Below are 20,837 nucleotides of genomic sequence, written 5' to 3' on the forward strand. Positions count from 1 at the left end.
CATAGAAACTGAACCCAGCAGTAATCGAGCATCGAGAAGACCACCGGCGCGGCGATCGGCACAACGCGCTAAAGGCACGGCCAAATTGCCGGTCGGACCGGTCGGGATCACCGACCGGTCCGACCGAGGTCACAGCGGTCCCGGCGGTCTCAGCCCGCGGTGACGATCTCCGTCAGGGCCGCGGTGAACCGCTCGGCGAGCGCCGTCACCGTGGCGGGGCGATAGGTGTCCGTCGCGTACATCACCTGGACCTCCAGGCGGCCCCCGGAGACGACCGCCACGATGTCCAGCAGGTGGTGGCGGCGGTCCGTGGCCGGAGCCGTGGGCACGTCGTACGGGACGGGCGCGCCGTAGAAGCCGTCGCCGGCCTCGGAGGTGTCGTACTGGCCGAGGTAGTTGAAGCTGACCTGCGGATCGGGCCCCTCCGTGAGAGCGCCCCGGAGGTGCCGGAGCAGCCCGTAGCCGATGCCGCGCTGCGGCACGGCCCGCAGGGCGCGCTTGACCTGGTTGATCTGCGGCCGCCATGCGGTGTCGCCGGGGGCCGTCAGGCGGACGGGGAACTGGGTGGTGAACCAGCCGACGGTGCGGGAGAGGTCCACGCCCTCGACGATCTCCTCGCGTCCGTGGCCCTCCAGGTTGACCAGCACGCTCTGCTCGCCGGACCACGCGGTGAGCGTCCGGCCGAGGGCCGACAGCAGCACGTCGTTGATCTGGGTGCGGTAGCGGCCGGGGACCTCCTGGAGGAGCCTGCGGGTGGTCTCCGCGTCGAGCGCCGCATGGGCGGTCGCGCGGTGCCGGTCCAGGTTGGCGCCGTCGAGGTCGACGGGCAGCCGCCCGTCGTCTCCTTCGGCGAGCGCGTTCCAGTACGGGATCTCGGCGTCGAGCGCGCCCGACGCGGTGTGCGCGGCGAGCGCCCGGGTCCAGTCGCGGAACGACGTCGTCCGGTCCCCGAGGTCGACCGGGCGGCCGGCCGCGGCCTGGCCGTAGGCGGTGGCCAGGTCGGAGAGCAGGACGCGCCAGGAGACGCCGTCGACGACCAGGTGGTGGACGGTGACGAAGAGCCGCGGGCGGCGCCCGTCGCCGTACTCCAGGAGCAGGGCCCTGATCATCGGCCCGTGCTCCGGGCTGAGGCCGCCCTGGGCCTCGGCGATCAGCCGGCCGGTCTCCGCCTCGGGGTCGGCCGCTTGCGACAGATCGTGGCGGGCGAGCACCGGGCCGGTCTCGGCGGGCGGGTTGTGCTGGCGCCAGCCGCCGGCGCCGGTCCCACCGGGTACCCGGACGTACCGCATGCGCAGGGCGTCGTGGTGGTGGAGCAGCGCGGCGAACGCCGTCTCCAGGGCGGGCAGGTCCACCGTGCCGGACCCCAGCTCGACGAAGGTGGCCATCGTCAGGTGCTCCGGCGCCGTGAAGGTGTCGAAGAACCAGTGCTGGATGGGGCTGAGCGGTACGTCGCCGGTGACCGGCTCCGTGCGTGCCGCCCCCGCCGCTTCCCTGGCGTCCGGCCCGTCGGCCTCGGTGACCAGCTCCGCGAGCCCGGCCACCGTCGGCGCCTTGAACAGCTGCTTCGGCGAGATCGTCAGGCCCGCCTCGCGGGCCCGCGAGACCACCTGGATGGTGAGGATGGAATCGCCGCCGAGCTCGAAGAAGTTGTCGTGCACGCCGACCTGGGGGACGCCCAGGACGGCCGCCCACACCTCGGCGAGGAGCCGTTCGCGCGGGTTGCGCGGCGCCGTGTACGCGCTGCCGGCCGGGGTCTGCGGGTCGGGTGCGGGCAGCGCCTTGCGGTCCACCTTGCCGTTCGCGTTGAGCGGCAGGGCGTCGAGGACGACGAAGGCCGTCGGCATCATGTAGTCCGGCAGCGTCGCGGCCGCGTGGGCGCGCAGCGCCGCCTGGTCCAGGCCGGTGCCCGCGGCGTAGGCGACCAGGCGCTTGGTGCCGGGGGTGATCTCGCGGACCACGACGACGGCCTGGGCGACGTCCGGGTGGGACGACAGCGCGATCTCGATCTCGCCGGGCTCGATGCGGAAGCCGCGGACCTTGACCTGGTTGTCGGCGCGGCCCACGAAGTCCAGCTGCCCGTCGGGCAGCCAGCGGACCACGTCGCCGGTGCGGTACATGCGGCCGCCCGGAACGTACGGGCTGGCCACGTAGCGGCCCGCGGTGAGCGCGGGGTGCCCGGCGTAGCCGCGGGTCACGCACTCGCCGGCCAGGTACAGCTCGCCCGCGACCCCGGCCGGCACCGGCCGCAGCCAGGCGTCCAGGACGTACGCGCGGGTCCGGCCGAGCGGCGTGCCGATGGGCACGGCCGGCTTCTGCTCCGCCCAGTCGACCAGGTGGACGGTGGCGAAGATGGTCGTCTCGGTGGGCCCGTAGGCGGCCACCAGCCGGACCTCCGGGGCCTCGTCGAGGACCCGCTGGAAGTGCCGGGGCGAGAGCACGTCGCCGCCGGTCATCACCATGCGCAGGCCGCGCAGCATCCGCACGTCGGCGTCGACGACCTCGTGGAAGAGGCCGGTGGTGACCCACAGCACGGTCACGCCGTGGGCGCGTACCAGGCTGCCCAGCTCCTCGACGGAGAGCACCCGGGCCGTGGAGACCACGAGGGTGGCCCCGTTGGTGAAGGCGCTCCAGATCTCCAGCGCGCTCGCGTCGAAGGACAGCGTCGCGGTCTGGCTGATCACGTCGTCGGCGGTGAAGGCGAGGCGCGGGTCGCGCGCCACGCGCAGGACGCCGGCGTGCGGCACCACGATGCCCTTGGGGCGGCCGGTGGAGCCGGAGGTGTAGAAGACGTACGCGCCGTTCTGCGGGACCAGCGCCACCCGCGGCGGGGCGTCGTGGGCCGGGTCCGCGGCCTCGGCCAGCTCCTCCAGGAGGAGGACGGGCACGGGTGCCTCCGCCACGGCCTGCCGGCTGTCGCCGGTGGCCAGCAGCACCTGGAGCCCGGAGTCGCTCATCATGAACGCCAGCCGGTCCGCCGGGTATTCGGGGTCGAGCGGCACGACGATGCCGCCCGCCTTGAGCACGGCCAGCAGCGCGACGAGCGGGGCGGTGCCGCGGGGCAGGCACACACCGACCCGGACCTCCGCGCCGACCCCGTGGGCGCGCAGGGCGTGGGCGAGCCGGTTCGCCCGGACGTCCAGCTCCGCGTACGTGAGCCGCTCGTCCTCGCACACCACGGCGACCGCGTCGGGGGTACGGGCCACCTGCTCCGCGAAGACCTCGGTGAGCACCCGGCCGGCGGGGCCCTCGGCGCCGTCGCTCCAGCCGCCCAGGATCTCGGCGCGCTCGGCGCCGGTGAGCCGGGGCATGGCGCGCAGCGGGGTCCGCGGGGCGGCGGCCATCGCGCCGAGGATCTGCAGCAGGTGCGCGGAGAGGCGGCGGACGGTGGACTCGTCGAACAGGTCCGTGTTGTAGACGATGTTGCTGAGCAGTTCCCCGCCGACCTCGCCGAAGTCGAGGGTGAGGTCGAACTGCGCCGTGGTGGACTTCAGGGCGTGGTCCTGCCAGTCCAGGCCGCCGGCCGCCGGCCCGGCGGGCGCGCCGGAGAGCTTCTCGTAGCTGATCGCCGCCTGGACGAGCGGGTTGCGGCCGGGGTCGCGTTCGGTGACGACGGCGTCGACGACGCGGTCGAAGGGCACCTCGGCGTGGGCGAAGGCGTCCAGGACCGTGCCGCGTACGGCGGTCAGCAGGTCGTCGGTGGTCGCGCGCTCGTCGATGCGGGTGCGCAGGGCCAGGGTGTTGATGAAGAACCCGACGACGTCCTGGAGTTCGGCGCGGTCGCGCCCGGCCGTGACGGTGCCGAGCACCACGTCCTGCTGACCGCTGTAACGGGACAGCAGCAGCTGCGCGGCCGCCGTCAGCCCCATGAACAGCGTGGCGCCCTGCGCCTGGCAGACCTCCGTGAAACGCGCCACGAGGTCGGCGGGAACCACCGTCTGATGACTCGCACCCCGCGTGGTGCGCTCGGCCGGACGCGGCCGGTCGGTCGGCAGCTCCAGCACCGGAGCGTCGGCGAGCTGCTCCCGCCAGTACCCCAGACCGTCCTCCAGCGCCTGCGCCGTCAGCCTCTCCCGCTGCCACACCGCGTAATCCGCGTACTGGACGGGGAGTTCCGCCGGCGTACGGCCCGCGTACAGCTCACCCAGCTCGCGCCGGATGACCCCGAGGGACCAGCCGTCCATGACGATGTGGTGCATCGACAGGACGAGTACGTGCTCCTCCTCGCCCACGCGGATCAGCGTGGGGCGCAACAGCGGACCGGTGCGCAGGTCGAAGGGCTCGCCGAGCAGTTGGTGGACGAGCGCGTCGAGCGCATCGCCGCCGGCCGGGCAGTCCAGCACCGGCAGGCCGAGCGGGGCGGGCGGGTGGACGATCTGGACGCCCTGCCCGTCGACGGTGTCGAAGGTCGTGCGCAGCGACTCGTGCCGGGCCACCAGGGCGTCCAGCGCCCCGCGCAGCGCCTCGGTGTCGAGCGGCCCGCGCAGCCGGAGGGCCCGGCCGGAGTTGTACTCGACGCTGGCCGTGTCGTGCTCGGCAGCGAACCACATGCGCGCCTGCGGCGAGGACAGCGGCAGGGCGCCGCCGTCCCGGGGAACGCGGGTGAGGGCGTCCGCCGTGCCGGACGTGCCGGTGAGCGGGGCCAGTGCCGCGGCCGTGGGGTGGTCGAACAGCTGCCGGACGGAGATCTCCGCACCGGCCCGGCGCAGGCGCGACACCACCTGGATGCTCAGGATGGAGTCGCCGCCCAGCTCGAAGAAGTCGTCCAGGGCACCGACCCGGTCCAGGCCGAGCACCGCGCCGAAGACCTCGGCGACCAGCGCCTCCCCCGGCGTGCGGGGCGCGGTGTACGCCTGGCCCAGGGCCGACAGGTCCGGTGCGGGCAGGGCCCGCCGGTCCAGCTTGCCGTTGGCGTTCAGCGGCAGGGCGTCCAGCACGGTCAGCGTCGCGGGGACCATGTACTCGGGCAGTGCCCCGGCGAGCCCGGCCCGGAGGGCGTCCGGGTCGAGGGCGGCGCCGGTGGCCGGGACGGCGTAGGCGGCGAGCCGCTTCACGCCGGGCTGGTCCTCGCGGGCGATCACGGCGGCCTGTGCCACGCCGGGCTGCCGGGTCAAGGCGGCCTCGATCTCGGCGAGTTCGATGCGGAAGCCGCGGATCTTGACCTGGTCGTCGCTGCGCCCGGCGTAGTCGAGTACGCCGTCGGCCCGCCGGCGCACCACGTCGCCGGTGCGGTAGAGGCGCGCGCCGGGGACGGCGGGGTCGGCGACGAACCGCTCGGCGGTCAGCGCGGCCCGGTCGTGGTAGCCGCGGGCCACGCCCTGCCCGCCGATGTACAGCTCGCCCCAGACGCCCGCCGGGACAGGCCGCAGCCACGGGTCGAGGACGCGCAGGGACTTACCGGCGACCGGGCGCCCGATGGGCACGGAGCCGCCGTCGGGGGCCTGTTCGGCGTCGGAGAACCAGCCGGTGGCGTAGACCGTGGCCTCGGTGGGGCCGTAGATGTTCGCGATCACCGCGTCGGGCGCGACCGCGCCGATCCGGTCGTACAGAGCCGCCGGGAACGCCTCGCCGGCGAGCACCACGTGCCCGGCCGTGACGTCGAGGCCGTCGTCGGTGAGGACCGCGCCGAGCGCGGACGGCACTGCCGAGATCAGGCTGCCGGACCAGCCGCCCGGCCGCTCCGCCAGCTCCAGGACGTCCCGCATCACCTCGACGACACCGCCCGCGGCAAGAGTGCCGAAGAGTTCGAAGACGGACACGTCGAAGTTGAGCGAGGTGGCGAAGCAGGTCCGGGCGAACACGTCCTCGCCGAGCGAGACGGCCCACTGCACCAGGGAGGACATGGCCTCGTGGGACACCACCACGCCCTTGGGACGGCCGGTGGAGCCGGAGGTGTAGATCACGTACGCGGCGGCGGCCCGCGGCGCCTGCGGACGGGACGCCGGGGACGTGTCGCTGCCGAACCGGCCGTCGCCCTGCGGGAGTTCGTCCACGGCGAGGAGTTCGGCCTCGCCCGTGAACGGGAGCCGGCCGGCGAGGGCGCGCTCGGTGAGCACCAGTGAGATGCCGGAGTCGGCGGCCATGTAGCGCAGCCGGTCCGCGGGATAGTGCGGGTCCAGCGGCACGTACGCGCCGCCGGCCTTGAGGACGGCCAGGACGGCCACGACCAGGTCGGTGGTGCGCGACATGGAGATGCCGATCCGCGTCTCGGGCCCGGCGCCGCGGGCGGCGAGCACGGCGGCGAGCCGGTCCGCGCGGGCGTCCAGCTCGGCGTAGCCGAGGACCTTGCCGCCGTGCTGGACGGCGGGCGCCTCGGGCCGCTCCGCGACCCGCGCCTGGAAGAGGTCCAGGAAGCTGGTGCCCGGGTCCGCCGGGCGGGCCTCGGTCCAGGCGGCCGGCTCGTCGTGTTCCGCCGGGCTGAGCCGGGGCAGCGCGGACAGCGGCCGGTCGGGGGCCTCGGTGAGCGCGTCCAGGATGGCGGCCAGGTGGCCCGCCAGGACCTCGACGGTGGAGTCGTCGAAGAGCTCGGGGCGGTAGGTGATGCGCAGCGCGATCTCGGCGGCCGTGCCACCCATCGCGACCAGGTGCCGTCCGGCGTACGCGCTCAGGGTGAGCGGGTAGTTGGTGGCGAGGCCGCCCTCGGTGCCGGTGACGGTCAGGCCGTGGCGTGCCGCGAGCTCGTCGTCGACGGGGTAGTTCTCGAAGACGACCAGCGAGTCGAACAGGGATGTGCCGGAGGGCACTTCGGTGACCGCGTTGATCTGGCTGAGCGACAGGTACTCGTGGGCACGGGAGTCCCACTGCTCGGCCTGGAGCCGCTGGAGCCACTCCACCACCGGCGTCGCCGGGTCGAGGACCGTGCGCACGGGGATGGTGTTGATGAACAGGCCGATGACGGAGTCGGCGTCGGCGAGGTCCGCCGGGCGTCCGGAGGTGGTGGCGCCGAAGACGATGTCGTTCTGGCCGGAGTGGGCGGACAGCAGCAGGGCCCAGGCGCCCTGGATCACCGCGTTGACGGTGAGCCGGTGGCGCCGTGCGAACTCGCCGACGCGGGTGGCCACTTCGGGGTCGACGACGACGTCGTGGCCGCGTGCCGCCCAGGTCTCCGCGGTGACGGACCGGTCGGTGGGCAGCGACACGGGGGTGTCGAAGCCCGCCAGGACGGTACGCCAGTGCTCCAGACCGGCCTCCGTGTCGCGGGCGGCCAGCCACTCCAGGTAGTCCCGGTACGGGCGGCGGACCTCCGGGGCACCGCCCGAGTAGCGGGTGAAGACGTCCTCCAGCAGGCGCGGCGTGCTCCAGCCGTCCAGGAGGAGGTGGTGGAAGGTCCACACGACCTGGATCCGGTCGCCGCCGAGGCCGGCGAGGGAGACGCGGGTCAGCGGGGCGGCGTCCAGCGAGATGCCGGCCCGGTCCGCCGCACGCCGCTCGTCGAGCGCGGCGGCACGCTGCTCCTCGTCGAGATCACTCCAGTCCGCCGTGTGCACGGGCACGTCGACCCGCTCGTGCACCAGGGCCGCGGGCTCGTCGACCGTCTCCCAGGAGACGGACACGCGCAGCGCGTCGGAGGCGTTGACGGCCTCCTGCCAGGCGGTGGCGAGGCGGTCGACGTCGGAGGCGCCTTCGAGGACGAAGGACATCTGCTCGACGTACGCCGCGTCCCCGTCACCGGCTTCGAGGGTGTGGAAGAGCATGCCCTGCTGCATGGGCGACAGCGGGTGGACGTCGGTGATGTGCTCGCCGGTGCCGATCACGCGGTCGACGGTGGCCTGGTCCCACGAGACCAGGGGGAAGTCGGACGGGGTCCGCCCGCCCGTGCCCTCGCTCAGGCAGTACGCCACGGCCTCGCGGAGCGCGTCACGGTAGCGCCCGGCCAGCGCCGTCATGGCCTCGGCGGTGTGCAGCGCGGTCGAGTACTGGAGCATGATCTCCAGTTCGCCGTCCACGACGCGGCCGACGATGTCGAGGGCGTGCGGGCGCTCCTCGCGGGAGCTGCGGTCGTCGTCGGCGGGCAGCAGCCCGGCGAACACGTCCGGCTGGCCACCCGCGTCGAAACGGCCGAGGTAGTTGAAGCTGACCTGCGCCGGATCGGCGAGCTCGGCACCGTGCAGATACCGCAGGGCACCGAAACCAATACCCCGGTCCGGCACGGCCCGCAGCATCTCCTTCGTCGCACGGATCTGCTCACGCCAGTCCGCACTCGCACCGAGCGCCACCGGGTAGATCGACGTGAACCAGCCGACCGTACGCGACACATCCGCACCGATCACGGCCTCCTCACGGCCGTGGCCCTCCAGGTCCACGACCACGCGATCGCGGCCGGACCACTCCCCCAGCACGCGGCCGAGCGCGGCGAGAAGGATGTCGTTGACCTGGGTACGGAAGACGGCCGGCACCTGCTGGAGCAGCGCCTCGGTCTCCGCCACCGACAGCGACGCGGACACGATCCCGGCGGAACCGACGGTGTTCACGCCCGCCGGAACCTCCAGCAACGGCTCCGCACCGGCAACGACCTCGCTCCAGTACGGCACTTGGTCGGAGAAGTCGTGCGCGGCCAACTTCGCCGTCCACGCCGGGAAGGACAGCGTCGTCCCGTCCAGGACCACTTCTTCACCCGCGGCCATCTGGCGATAGGCAACAGCGATGTCCTCCAGCAGAATCCGCCACGAGACACCGTCCACCACCATGTGATGCACAGCGATCAGCAGCTCGTCCTCGGAAAGCACCACCCGCACCAACGGGCCACCCTCCAGCCGGAAACCCTCCTGCACCACACCGCCGACATCCGCCGCACGCTCCACCACAACCGTGCCCGGCTCGCCGGCACACTGCCGCCAGCCCTCAGCCGTCTCCTCGAACCGCACCCACAAACCCTCGTGATGCGACAACACCACCGACACAGCCCGAGACAGCACGTCCCGGTCCACACCCTCAGCGATCTCCACCCGCATCGACATACCGAAGTGATCCGGCGCCACCGGATGCGTCCGAACAAACCACTCCTGAACCGGAGACAACACCACAGGACCCGTCACCACCGGCCCCGCGTCCACCGCACCGGCCGCACGCGCGGCAGCAGCCACACCCGCCACCGTCTGCCGCACCAGCACATCCTGCGGCGACACCACAAGACCCGCACGCCGCAACCGCGACACGACCTGAATACTCAGAATCGAATCACCGCCCAGCTCAAAGAAGTTGTCCCGCACTCCCACCCGCTCGACACCCAGGACCTGCGCCCACACGTCGGCGACCACACGCTCCGTCTCGGTGCGCGGAGCGACGTAGTCCCGGAGGAGCGCGCCCAGGTCGGGCTCGGGCAGGGCACGCCGGTCGACCTTGCCGTTCGCGGTGACCGGCAGGGCGTCGAGGACGACGCAGATCGCCGGGACCATGTACTCGGGCAGCGAGCGGCCCACGTGCTCCCGCAGGTCGGCCGACGTCACGTCCTTGGCCACGACGTAGCCGACCAGACGCTTCACGCCCGGCTGGTCCTCCCGCGCGACGACGACGGCCTGGCCGACCTCGGGGTGGCTCGCCAGCGCCCGCTCGACCTCGCCGAGTTCGATACGGAAGCCGCGGACCTTGACCTGGTCGTCGGCGCGGCCGGCGAACTCGATGACGCCGCCGGGCAGCCAGCGCACCACGTCGCCCGTGCGGTACATGCGCTCGCCCGGGCCGCCGAACGGCGAGGCCACGAACCGGCCCGCCGTCAGCGCGGACTTGCCCGCGTAACCGCGCGCCAGCTGCACGCCGGTGACGTACAGCTCGCCGGGGACGCCCTCCGGCACCGGGCGCAGCCACGGGTCCAGGACGTACAGGCGGGTGTTCCAGACGGGGCGGCCGATCGGCACGGTCGCGGTGTCCGGCTCGGCCGGGTGGGAGGTGACGTCGACGGCCGCCTCCGCGGGGCCGTACAGGTTGTAGAGCTTCGCCTGCGGCAGCACCTCGCGGATCTGGTCGCGCAGGGTGCCCTGGAGCATCTCGCCGCCGCTGAACACGGTGCGCAGGCTCGTGCAGACGCGGGTGGCGGGCTCGGCGACGAGGGCGCGGAGCATGGACGGCACGAAGTGGACGGTCGTCACGCCGTGGTCGCGGATCATCCCGGCCATGTAGTGCGGGTCGCGGTGCCCGTCGGGGCGGGGCAGCACCAGGGCCGCGCCCGCGATGAGGGGGCCGAAGAACTCCCACACGGCGACGTCGAAGCTCGACGAGGTCTTCTGGAGCACCCGGTCCGCACCGGTCAGGGGATACACGGACTGCATCCACAGCAGGCGGTTGGAGATCGCCGCGTGCGAGACCAGGACGCCCTTGGGGCGGCCGGTGGAACCCGAGGTGTAGATCAGGTATGCCGCGTGCTGCACGAGCGTGTCCAGGCGCGGGGCCGTGGCGGGCTGCGCGCCGGCCTCCGGGGTGCCGGGGGCGAGGACCTCGACGCCCTCGTGCGCCGCCGCACCGGCCGGGTCCGCGATCAGCAGCCGGGCCCCGGAGTCGCTCAGCATGTACGCGATCCGGTCGTCCGGGTACTCGGGGTCCACGGGGACGTACGCGCCGCCGGCCTTCACGACCGCGAGCAGGCTGACGACGAGGTCGACGCCGCGGGGCAGGCTGACCGCGACGACGGTGTCGGCGCCCACGCCGCGCCGCCGGAGGAGGTGGGCGAGGCGGTTGGCCCGCTCGTCGAGCTCCCGGTAGGTGAGGGTGGTGTCCTCGGTGATGACGGCGGGCGCATCGGGCGTCGACGCGGCCTGGGCGCCGAGGAGTTCGGGCAGCAGGCGCGGCGGGCAGTGCGTGTCCGTGGCGTTCCACTCCCCGGTGAGGGTCACGGACTCGTCGGCGGTCAGCAGCGGGATCCGGGCGAGCCGCGGCTCGTCGAGGAGGGAGCGGAGCAGGGCGGCGAGGCGGCCCGCGATGCCCCGGGCCGCGATGTCCGAGAAGAGGTGCGGGTCGTACGACATGCGCAGCGCCACACCGGGGTCGGCGTCCCCGACGAGACGGCCGCCGGTGTACGCGGTCAGGGACAGCGGGTAGCTGCTGCCGCCCTCGCCGTAGGTGTCGCGGACGCGGAGCCCGTGGCGGCCGCCCATGTCCTCGTCGACGGGGTAGTTCTCGAAGACGAGCAGCGAGTCGAACAGGGCCGTGCCGGACGGCACTTCGGTGACCGTGTTGACCTGGCTGAGCGACAGGTACTCGTGGGCGCGGGACTCCCACTGCTCGGCCTGGAGCCGCTGGAGCCACTCCACCACCGACGCGGCCGGGTCGAGGACCGTACGCACCGGAACGGTGTTGATGAACAGGCCCAGCATGCCCTCCGCCTCGGCCAGGTCGGCCGGGCGTCCGGAGGTGGTGGCGCCGAAGACGATGTCGTTCCGGCCGGAGTGCGCGGACAGCAGCAGCGCCCAGGCACCCTGGACGACCGCGTTGACGGTCAGCCGGTGACGCCGCGCGAAGTCCGCCACGTCGGTCGCCAGCGAGCCGGGCAGCTCGACCTGGAGGTGCCGGGTGGCCCAGGTCTGGTGGCCGGGCGTGGCCGTCCGGTCGGCGGGCAGCGGCACGGGGGTGTCGAAGCCGGTCAGGACGGTGCGCCAGTGCTCCAGGCCGGCTTCCGTGTCACGGGCGGCCAGCCACTCCAGGTAGTCCCGGTACGGGCGGCGGACCTCCGGGGTGCCGCCGGGGTAACGGGTGAACAGGTCCTCCAGCAGCAGCGGGGTGCTCCAGCCGTCGAGCAGGACGTGGTGGAACGTGAGGACCACCTGCGCCCGGTCACCGCCGAGGCGAGCGAGGGAAATGCGCATCAGCGGGGCGGTGTCCAGCGAGATGCCGGCCCGGTCGGCCACCCGCCGCTCTTCGAGCGCGGCCGCGCACTGCTGCTCGTCGAGACCGCTCCAGTCCGCCATGTGAACGGGCACGTCGACCCGCTCGTGGACGAGGGCGGCAGGCTCGTCGACGGTCTCCCACACCACGGAGACGCGCAGGGCGTCGGAGGCGTTGACCGTCTCCTGCCAGGCAGCGGCGAGGCGGTCGACGTCGGCCACGCCCTCCAGGACGAACGACATCTGCTCGACGTAGGCGGCGTCACCGCCACCGGCCTCGACGGAGTGGAACAGCATGCCCTGCTGCATGGGCGACAGCGGGTACACGTCGGCGATGTGCTCACCGGTGCCGAGCACGCGGTCGACGGTGGCCTGGTCCCAGGAGACGAGCGGGAAGTCGGACGGGGTCCGCCCGCCCGTGCCCTCGGCCAGGCAGTACGCCACCGCCTCGCGCAGCGCGTCACGGTAGCGCCCGGCCAGCGCGCGCATCCGCGCGGTGTCGTAGACGGCGCCGGAGTAGTGGAGATCCACGTGGAGGGCGCCGTCCTGGACACGGGAGACCACGTCCAGGAGGTACGGGCGCTCCTCGGCGGGGGCGTGGTCGCCGGTGACGGGCAGCATCCCGGCGAACACGTCCGGGTCGCCCTCGGCGCCGTAGCGCCCGAGGTAGTTGAAGCTGACCTGCGCCGGATCGGCGAGCTCGGCACCGTGCAGGAACCGCAGCGCACCGAAGCCGATGCCCCGGTCCGGGACGGCCCGCAGCATCTCCTTCGTCGCACGGATCTGGTCACGCCAGTCCGCACTCGCACCCAGCGCGACGGGGTAGATGGACGTGAACCAGCCGACCGTACGCGACACATCCGCACCGATCACGGCCTCCTCACGGCCGTGGCCCTCCATGTCGACCACGACGCGGTCACGGCCGGACCACTCGCCCAGCACGCGGCCGAGCGCGGCGAGAAGGATGTCGTTGACCTGGGTACGGAAGACGGCCGGCACCTGCTGCAGCAGGGCCTCGGTCTCCTCAACGGAGAGCGACGCGGACACGATCTCGGCCGAGCCGACCGTGTTCACCCCCGCCGGAACCTCCGACAACGGCTCCACACCGGCAACGACCTCGCTCCAGTAGGGCACTTGGTCGGAGAAGTCATGCGCGGCCAGCTTCGCCGTCCAGGCCGGGAAGGACAGCGTCGTCCCGTCCAGGGCGACCTCTTCACCAGCGGCCAGCCGGCGGTAGGCGACGGCGATGTCCTCCAGCAGGATTCGCCACGAGACACCGTCCACCACCATGTGATGCACAGCGATCAGCAGTTCGTCGTCGGAGAGCACCACCCGCACCAGCGGGCCGCCCTCCAGCCGGAAACCCTCCTGCACCACACCGCCGACATCCGCCGCACGCTCGACCACGACCGTGCCCGGCTCGCCGGCGCGCTGCCGCCAGCCGCCGGCGGCCTTCTCGTACCGCACCCACAGGCCCTCATGGTGCGACAGCACCGTCGACACGGCCCGGGACAACACCTCCCGATCCACACCCTCGGCGATCTCCACCCGCATCGACATACCGAAGTGATCCGGCGCCACCGGATGCGTGCGCAGGAACCATTCCTGGACGGGGGACAACACGACCGGGCCCGCGACCGTCTCGGCAGGGGCATCGCCGAAGTCCGTCTCGGCCTCGCGGGCGACCGCCGCGACCCCGGCGACCGTCTGGCGGACGAGCACGTCCTGCGGCGAGACCACCCATCCCGCGCGCCGGAGCCGCGAGACGACCTGGATGCTCAGGATCGAATCGCCGCCCAGCTCGAAGAAGTTGTCACGGATACCCACCCGCTCGACGCCCAGCACCTGGGCCCAGACGTCGGCGACCACGCGTTCCGCCTCGGTGCGCGGGGCAAGGTACGCGTGCTGCGCCGCGGCGGCGCTCAGGTCGGGCTCGGGCAGGGCACGGCGGTCCACCTTGCCGTTCGCGGTCAGCGGGAACGTGCCCACCACCACGAACGCCGCGGGAACCATGTAGTCCGGCAGCGACTTCGCCACGAACTCCCGCAGACCACCATGGTCGACACGCTCCCCGACCACATAGCCCACCAGCCGCTTCACACCCGGCCGCACCTCACGCACCGTCACCACGGCCTGCACCACGTCCGGATGCGCCGCCAGCGCCGCCTCGATCTCACCGATCTCGATGCGGAAACCCCGCACCTTCACCTGAAGGTCGGCACGGCCCACGAACTCCAACTGCCCGTCCGGCAGCCACCGCACCACATCGCCCGAGCGGTACATCCGCTCGCCCGGACCACCGAACGGTGACGCCACGAAGCGCTCCGCCGTCAGGCCGAAGCGCCCCGCGTAGCCGCGCGCCACGCCGGGACCGGCGATGTACAGCTCGCCCGCGACTCCGGCCGGGACCGGGCGCAGGCGCGCGTCGAGGACGTACAGCCGCGCGCCCGCGACCGGGCGGCCGATGGGGACACCGTCGGCGCCGAAGTCACGCACCGGATCGCCTGCGGTGACCGTCACCGTGGTCTCGGTGGGGCCGTAGACGTTGCGCAGGGTCCGGCCCGGCGCCCAGCGGGAGAGGAACTCCGCCGACATGGCCTCGCCGCCGACCAACAGGCCGCGCAGATCGGGGAGTTCCATGTCGGGGACGCTCTGCAGGGCGGCGGGGGGCATCTCCAGGTGGGTGATGCGCTGCTCGCGCAGCACCTGGCCCAGAGCCTCACCGGCGAGCGGCCCGGACGACGGAAGCACGAGGGTGGCACCGGCGTACCAGGCGGAGAGCACGTCGGCCATGGCCACGTCGAAGTTGGGCGAGACGGCCTGGAGGAGACGGGAACCGGCGGTCAGGCCGAGCGCCTCCTGGTGCGCGGCGGCCATGGCGGCCAGGCCACGGTGCGGGACGAGGACGCCCTTGGGGCGGCCGGTCGAGCCCGAGGTGTAGATCATGTAGGCGCCGGCGTCCGGCGTGGGCGCGGCGGCCTGCCCCATCTCCCCTTCTGCACAGGGGAGTTCACCGTCCACGCGCAGCACGGACACACCACTGTCCGGTACCCGGTCCAGGGTGTCGGTGTCGGTGAGGATCAGCGCCATGTCCGCGTCGGCGGCCATGAAGGCGAGCCGGTCGGCGGGGTACTGGGGATCCAGCGGTACGTACACGCCACCGGCCTTGGCGACCGCGAGCAGGGCGGTGAGCCAGCGCACGCCGCGCGGCAGGCAGACGCCGACCACGACGTCGGTACCGATGCCGTGGGCGCGCAGGGCCCCGGCGAGCCGGTCGGCCTCGGCGCCCAGCTCGGCGTAGGTGAGGGTGAGTTCGCCTTCGACGACGGCGGTCTGCCGCTGGTCGCGGGCGAGCTGGGCGGAGAAGATCTCCGCCAGGGTGAGGACACCGGCCGGCTCCGCGCCGGGCGCGTTCCACTCGTCGAGGATCCGGGTCCGTTCGGCCTCGGTCAGCGTGGGTACGGCCCCCGCGACGGGACGGGTCACGGCCCCGGGCGCGGCCCACTCGGTCAGGACCATCAGCACGTGGGCGGCGATCCGGTCGGCGGTGGCGGCGTCGAAGAGGTCGGAGTTGTAGTTGACCAGGCCGCCGAGCCCGCCGTCGTGCTCCTCGAAGGCGATCAGCACGTCGAACTGGGCGGAGTCGATGTCCAGGGGGTGCTCGGTCCAGCGCAGGCCACCGGCGTCGCCGAGGCCGCCGGGCATGCTCTGGAGCACCGTCATGGCCTGGACGAGCGGCGTGCGGCTGGGGTCGCGCTCGGTGACGACGGCGTCCACGACGCGCTCGAAGGGCACCTCGGCGTGGGCGAAGGCGTCCAGGACCGTGCCACGGACGGCGGCGAGGAGCTCGGCGCCCGTCGCGGACTCGTCGATGCGCGTACGCAGGGCCAGGGTGTTGACGAAGAAGCCGACCTGGTTCTCCAGCTCCCAGTGGGCGCGGCCGGAGTCGGCGGTGCCGACGACGACGTCCTGCTGACCGCTGTGCCGGGCCAGCACCAGCTGAACGGCGGCGACGAGACCCATGAAGAGGGTGACGCCCTGCTCCTCGCACATGCGGAGGAAACGGTCCAGCACGTCGGCCGGGACGGCGAACCGGTGCGTGGCACCGTTGGAGGTGCGGACGGCGGGGCGGGGGCGGTCGGTGGGCAGGTCGAGGACCGGCGCGCCGGCCAGCTGGCCCCGCCAGTACGCCAGGTTCTCGTCCAGGGCCTGCGGGGTGAGGTTCTCGCGCTGCCAGACCGCGTAGTCGGCGTACTGGAGCGGCAGTTCCTCCGGGGTGCGGCCCGCGCAGAACTCGCCGAGCTCGCGCAGCAGGACGCCCATGGACCAGCCGTCGGTGACGATGTGGTGCATCGACAGGACGAGCAGGTGCTCGTCGGGGGCGGTCCGCAGCAGCAGCGGGCGCAGCAGCGGCCCGGTGCGCAGGTCGAAGGGGGCGCCGTGGTGGGCACGGACGGTGCGCTCGACGTCCTCGGGCGCGCAGTCGGCCACGGTCAGTGTGACGGGGGCGGGCGGGTGGATGATCTGGACGCCCTGGCCGTCGACGGTGTCGAAGGTGGTGCGCAGCGACTCGTGCCGGGCGACGAGGGCGTTGAGCGCGGCTTCGAGGGCGGGTACGTCCAGCGAGCCCTGGATACGGGCGGCGCCACCGGTGTTGTACTCGGTGCCCTCGGGGTCGATCTCGGCGGCGAACCAGACGCGGGCCTGGGCGAACGACAGCGGGAGGGACACGGGCAGCTCGGTGCGGCGCGGTGCCGGAGCGGGCGCGCCGGAGGGAGCCGCGTCGGCCGCGCGGGCGGCGAGGGTTTCGGCGGTGGGATGGTCGAACAGCTCCCGGACCGGGATCTCCAGCCCCGCACGCCGCAGACGCGACACCGCCTGCACCGCACGGATGGAATCACCGCCCATCCGGAAGAAGTCATCGTGAACACCGACCCGCTCCACACCCAGCACTTCGGCGAAAACCGCGACAACGGCCTGCTCCGCCGGGGTGCGCGGCGCGACGTACTCCGCGTCGCTCAGCCGCGACAGATCCGGCTCCGGCAGCGCCCGCCGGTCCACCTTCCCGTTCGCCGTCAACGGCAGCGCGTCCATGACGACGAAGGCCGTGGGAACCATGTACGCGGGCAGGGAGTTGGCGAGGAAGTCGGCCAGCTGCCGCGGTCGCAGGCCGCCGCCGACCGCGTAGGCGACGAGCCGCTTGGTGCCGCGCGCGTCCGTGCGGACCACGGCGACGGCCCGCGAGACGTCCGGGTGCGCGGCCAGCGCCTCCTCGACCTCACCCAACTCCACCCGGAAGCCACGGACCTTCACCTGGTCGTCGGCACGCCCGACGAACTCCAGCACACCCTCCGACGCCCACCGCACCACATCACCCGTGCGGTACATCCGCTCACCGGAACCATCCGGCGCCGCCACAAAACGCCCCGCCGTCAACCCCGCACGACCGCCATACCCATGCGCCAGACCGACACCCGAGACATACAACTCACCCTCGACGCCCTGGCCGACCGGCTTCAGGCGGCCGTCGAGCACCCACAGCCGGGTGTCGGGAGCCGGGCCACCGAGCAGCACCGGACCGTCGATCACCTGCGAGGAAGCAGTGATCGACACCTCGGTCGGACCATAGGCGTTGACCAGCCGGACGCCCGGAACCTCCGCCAGCACCTTCCGGCAATGCCGCGGCGACAGCGCGTCACCACCCGACATCACCACCCGCACACCGTCGAAGACATGGACGTCCGCGTCCACCACCTCGTGGAACAAGCCCGCCGTCAGCCACAGCACGCTCACACCATGAGCACGCACGAAAGCGCCCAGTTCGTCCACCGACAGCATCCGCTCCACGGACACCGCCAGAGCCGCGCCGTTCAGCAGCGCGTTCCAGATCTCCAGCGCACCCGCGTCGAACGACAGCGTGCTCAGCTGCGAGACGACATCGGCGGCGCGGATGTCGAAGTGGGGGTCGCGCGCGACGCGAACGAATCCCTCGTGCGGAAGGACAACTCCCTTGGGGCGGCCGGTGGAACCGGACGTGTAGAAGACATAGGCGGGGCTCTGCGGGAACACGGCGGCCGCCGGGGCGGTGGCGGGGCGGCCTCCGAGGCCGAGCTCCTCCCAGCGCACCACACGGCCGCCGGTGGCGGCCGCGACGTCGGCGGTGGCGGCCTCGGCGAGCACCACGGCCGCGCCGGAGTCGGCGACCATGAACTCCAGCCGCTCACTCGGGTATGCGGGGTCGAGCGGCAGGGCGGCGGCGCCGGCCTTGAGCACACCGAGCAGGGCCTCGACGGGCCGGACACCGCGGTCGAGGCAGATGCCGACCCGGTCGCCGGAGCCGACGCCCATGTCCAGCAGGGCGTGCGCGAGCCGGTTGGCCCGGGCGTCCAACTCCGCGTACGTCACCCGCTCGCCGTCACACACCACGGCGAGCGCGTCCGGGGTGTTCACCACCCATGCGCCGAACGCCTCGGGAAGGACCACACCTCCGAAGCCGCCACCCTGCGAAGCCCACGACTCCAGCACCCGAACCACTCCCCCACGCATAGAAACAAAAAATTCAGACGGACGAAGAACGAACCACGCGCACCGAAAAGGAAATCAGCCGAGCCGGCCGATTCCCTCCCGCACCTGCAGTCGTCCGCCGCTCATATACATTCCGCCGACCTGACCGGTGCGGGAATCCCGTACGAAGCAGTACAGATCCTTGGATTCATCGCTGCCGTACCCACCGCCGGCCGTCTCGCTTCGCAGCCGGAATTCGAGGCCCTGGTGGATTTCCAGTACGGCCGGCCGCAGGCCCGGCCGGTCCAGCACCAATTCCCCGCCGCCTGCGCCGTCGGAGCGGCGGACGGTGAGGAGGTCGGCGCCCGAGCGGTACTCCCCGCACACCTCGGCGGCGGCCGCGTCCAGGTCGGCACCGGACAGCGGCGACCCGAGATTCGGCTCGCGGAAGCGGCCGATGTCGAAGCCCTTCGCGGCGAGCGCCTCGAAGAAGGCGTTGCCCATCTGGCGGCCGGAGGTGGCATTGGTCATCAGGGCCACCGCGATCCCCCGCTCGGGGTCGAGGCGCAGGGAGCAGCTCGCCCCTCCGGTGTTGCCGTCGTGCCCCAGCCAGGTGCGGCCCGCGCCGTCGGTGTGGACGGCGAGGCCCAGTCCCCAGCCCTCTGCCAGGCCGAAGGCGGCCGAGCCCGGGACCGGGGTGCGCATCTCCGCGAGGAGTTCGGGTTCCAGCACGCCGTCGGCGTCGGGGGTGAGGTGGACGGCGGCGTAGCGCAGCAGGCCGGCGGCGCTCGACAGCAGCGCGCCCGCGGGCACCAGCGCCCGGGGCAGCCCGGGTTCGTCGACGGGCTGCACCGTGCCGGTCGGCAGGTGCACGGCGTGCTGCCCGGCCACCTGGGCGGGCGTGGAGTCGCCGAGGAAGCCGGGCGTGACGCCGAGCGGGGTGAGCACGAAGTCGCGCACCGCCTCCCACCAGGTCACCCCGGTCACGGACTCGAGGATCCGGCCGGCGAGGACGTAGCCGAGGTTGGCGTAGGAGAAGTGGCGGCCGGGCTCGCACAGGGCGGTGACGCCGGCCGAGGCGGCCACGCAGTCGCGCAGCGAGAGGTCGTCCTCGACGGGCGGCATGTCCGGCAGCCCGGCGGTGTGGCTCAGCAGGCCGCGCGGTGTCGCGGTGTACAGCGGGCTGTCCGGGGTCGCCGCCAGCTCCGGCAGCAACGGGCCGATCGGCTCGTCGAGTTCCAGGTCGCCGTCGCTGACCAGCTGTGCCAGCAGCAGCGCGGTCGCCGACTTCGTCACCGAGCCCCACGGGAAGAAGGTGTCGGGTGTGACCGGCCGGCCCGACCCGTGGCTCACCTCCCCGTGGACGAAGGACGTGATCTCGCCGCGCTCGTAGACGGCGAATTGCACGCCGGGTACGAGGTATTCACGGGCGAGGGTTTCGAGCAGGCCGGCCACTTCGCCGTGCGCGGGCAGCCCCATGGAAATTTCAGCGGATTCCGTCACCAAGTCCACCCAGGTCGATGAATAAGCGCCAGGCTAACGACGCCCCACGTGCGCTCCAAAAAGCTAAAGTCAGGAGTTAAACAGGCCGGTGGGTGGGGAGCCCCGGACGGTGGAGCCGGAGGAACCGGGAGGGTGTAGTCGGCTACACCTTCAATACGGGGTTAAGGCGGTTCGCCGCGCATCATCTCTTCCCATACTCTGATCCCGCTGACGAACTGAAGGGCACAGATATGACATCGGTTTGGCGACGGTCCGCCACGACCGGGCACCCCGACGGCCACATACCGGCCGCCGCGATGCGGATGGAGTCGGTGAGCAAGACCTACGGCACGGGAGCGGCCGCGGTCACCGCGCTGAACGACGTCTCGTTCGAGGTTCCCCGTGGGTCGTTCACGGCCGTCATGGGTCCGTCCGGCTCGGGCAAGAGCACCTTCCTGCACTGTCTGGCCGGACTCGACCGGCCGACGTCCGGCCGCGTCCACCTCGGTGACACCGAGCTGAGCGGCCTGAAGGAGTCGGCGCTGACGGCCGTCCGCCGGGAGCGGATCGGCTACGTGTTCCAGGCGTACAACCTCATGTCCGCCCTGACGGTGAAGCAGAACGTGACCCTGGTGCCCCGGCTGTCCAACACCGCTGTGGACGAAGCCTGGTTGGCGGAGATCCTGCGCCGGGTCGGGCTGAGCGAGTACGCCGACCGCCGCCCCGGCCAGCTCTCGGGCGGCCAGCAGCAGCGGGTGGCCGTCGCCCGCGCGCTGCTGACCCGCCCCGACGCGGTGCTCGCCGACGAGCCGACGGGTGCCCTGGACACCCGCAGCAGCCAGGAGGTCCTGCGGCTGTTCCGGCAGATCGTCGACGAGACCGAGCAGACCCTGCTGATGGTGACGCACGACCCGGTGGCGGCGTCGTACGCCGACTCGGTGGTCTTCCTGGCCGACGGCCGGCTGGCCGGCGAGCTGGTGCGGCCGACCCCGGACCAGGTGGCCGAGCGTCTGACGCACCTGGGCAACTGGTAGGGCGGCG

3 protein-coding genes are annotated in these 20,837 nt (G+C 72.8%); 1 reads left to right on the plus strand and 2 read right to left on the minus strand.

Going from position 1 to position 20,837, the window contains the following annotated elements; translation table 11 throughout:
- Positions 1 to 149: 149 nt before the first annotated feature.
- Positions 150 to 18,335, minus strand: coding sequence for a non-ribosomal peptide synthase/polyketide synthase (locus ACRAS8_RS08810; protein WP_438485389.1), 18,186 nt, complete (start codon positions 18,333 to 18,335; stop codon positions 150 to 152).
- 75 nt (positions 18,336 to 18,410) lie between these two features.
- Positions 18,411 to 19,817: a serine hydrolase domain-containing protein gene (locus ACRAS8_RS08815; protein ID WP_438485390.1), complete on the minus strand. Its 1,407-nt coding sequence runs from the start codon at positions 19,815 to 19,817 to the stop codon at positions 18,411 to 18,413.
- A 230-nt stretch (positions 19,818 to 20,047) separates the two neighbouring features.
- Here ACRAS8_RS08815 and ACRAS8_RS08820 point away from each other — a divergent pair, with 230 nt between their 5' ends.
- Complete coding sequence (locus ACRAS8_RS08820) at positions 20,048 to 20,830, plus strand: ABC transporter ATP-binding protein (protein WP_438485391.1); 783 nt, start codon at positions 20,048 to 20,050, stop codon at positions 20,828 to 20,830.
- Positions 20,831 to 20,837 lie beyond the last annotated feature (7 nt).

The organism is Streptomyces sp. S186 (assembly GCF_051603415.1).
Taxonomy (GTDB): domain Bacteria; phylum Actinomycetota; class Actinomycetes; order Streptomycetales; family Streptomycetaceae; genus Streptomyces.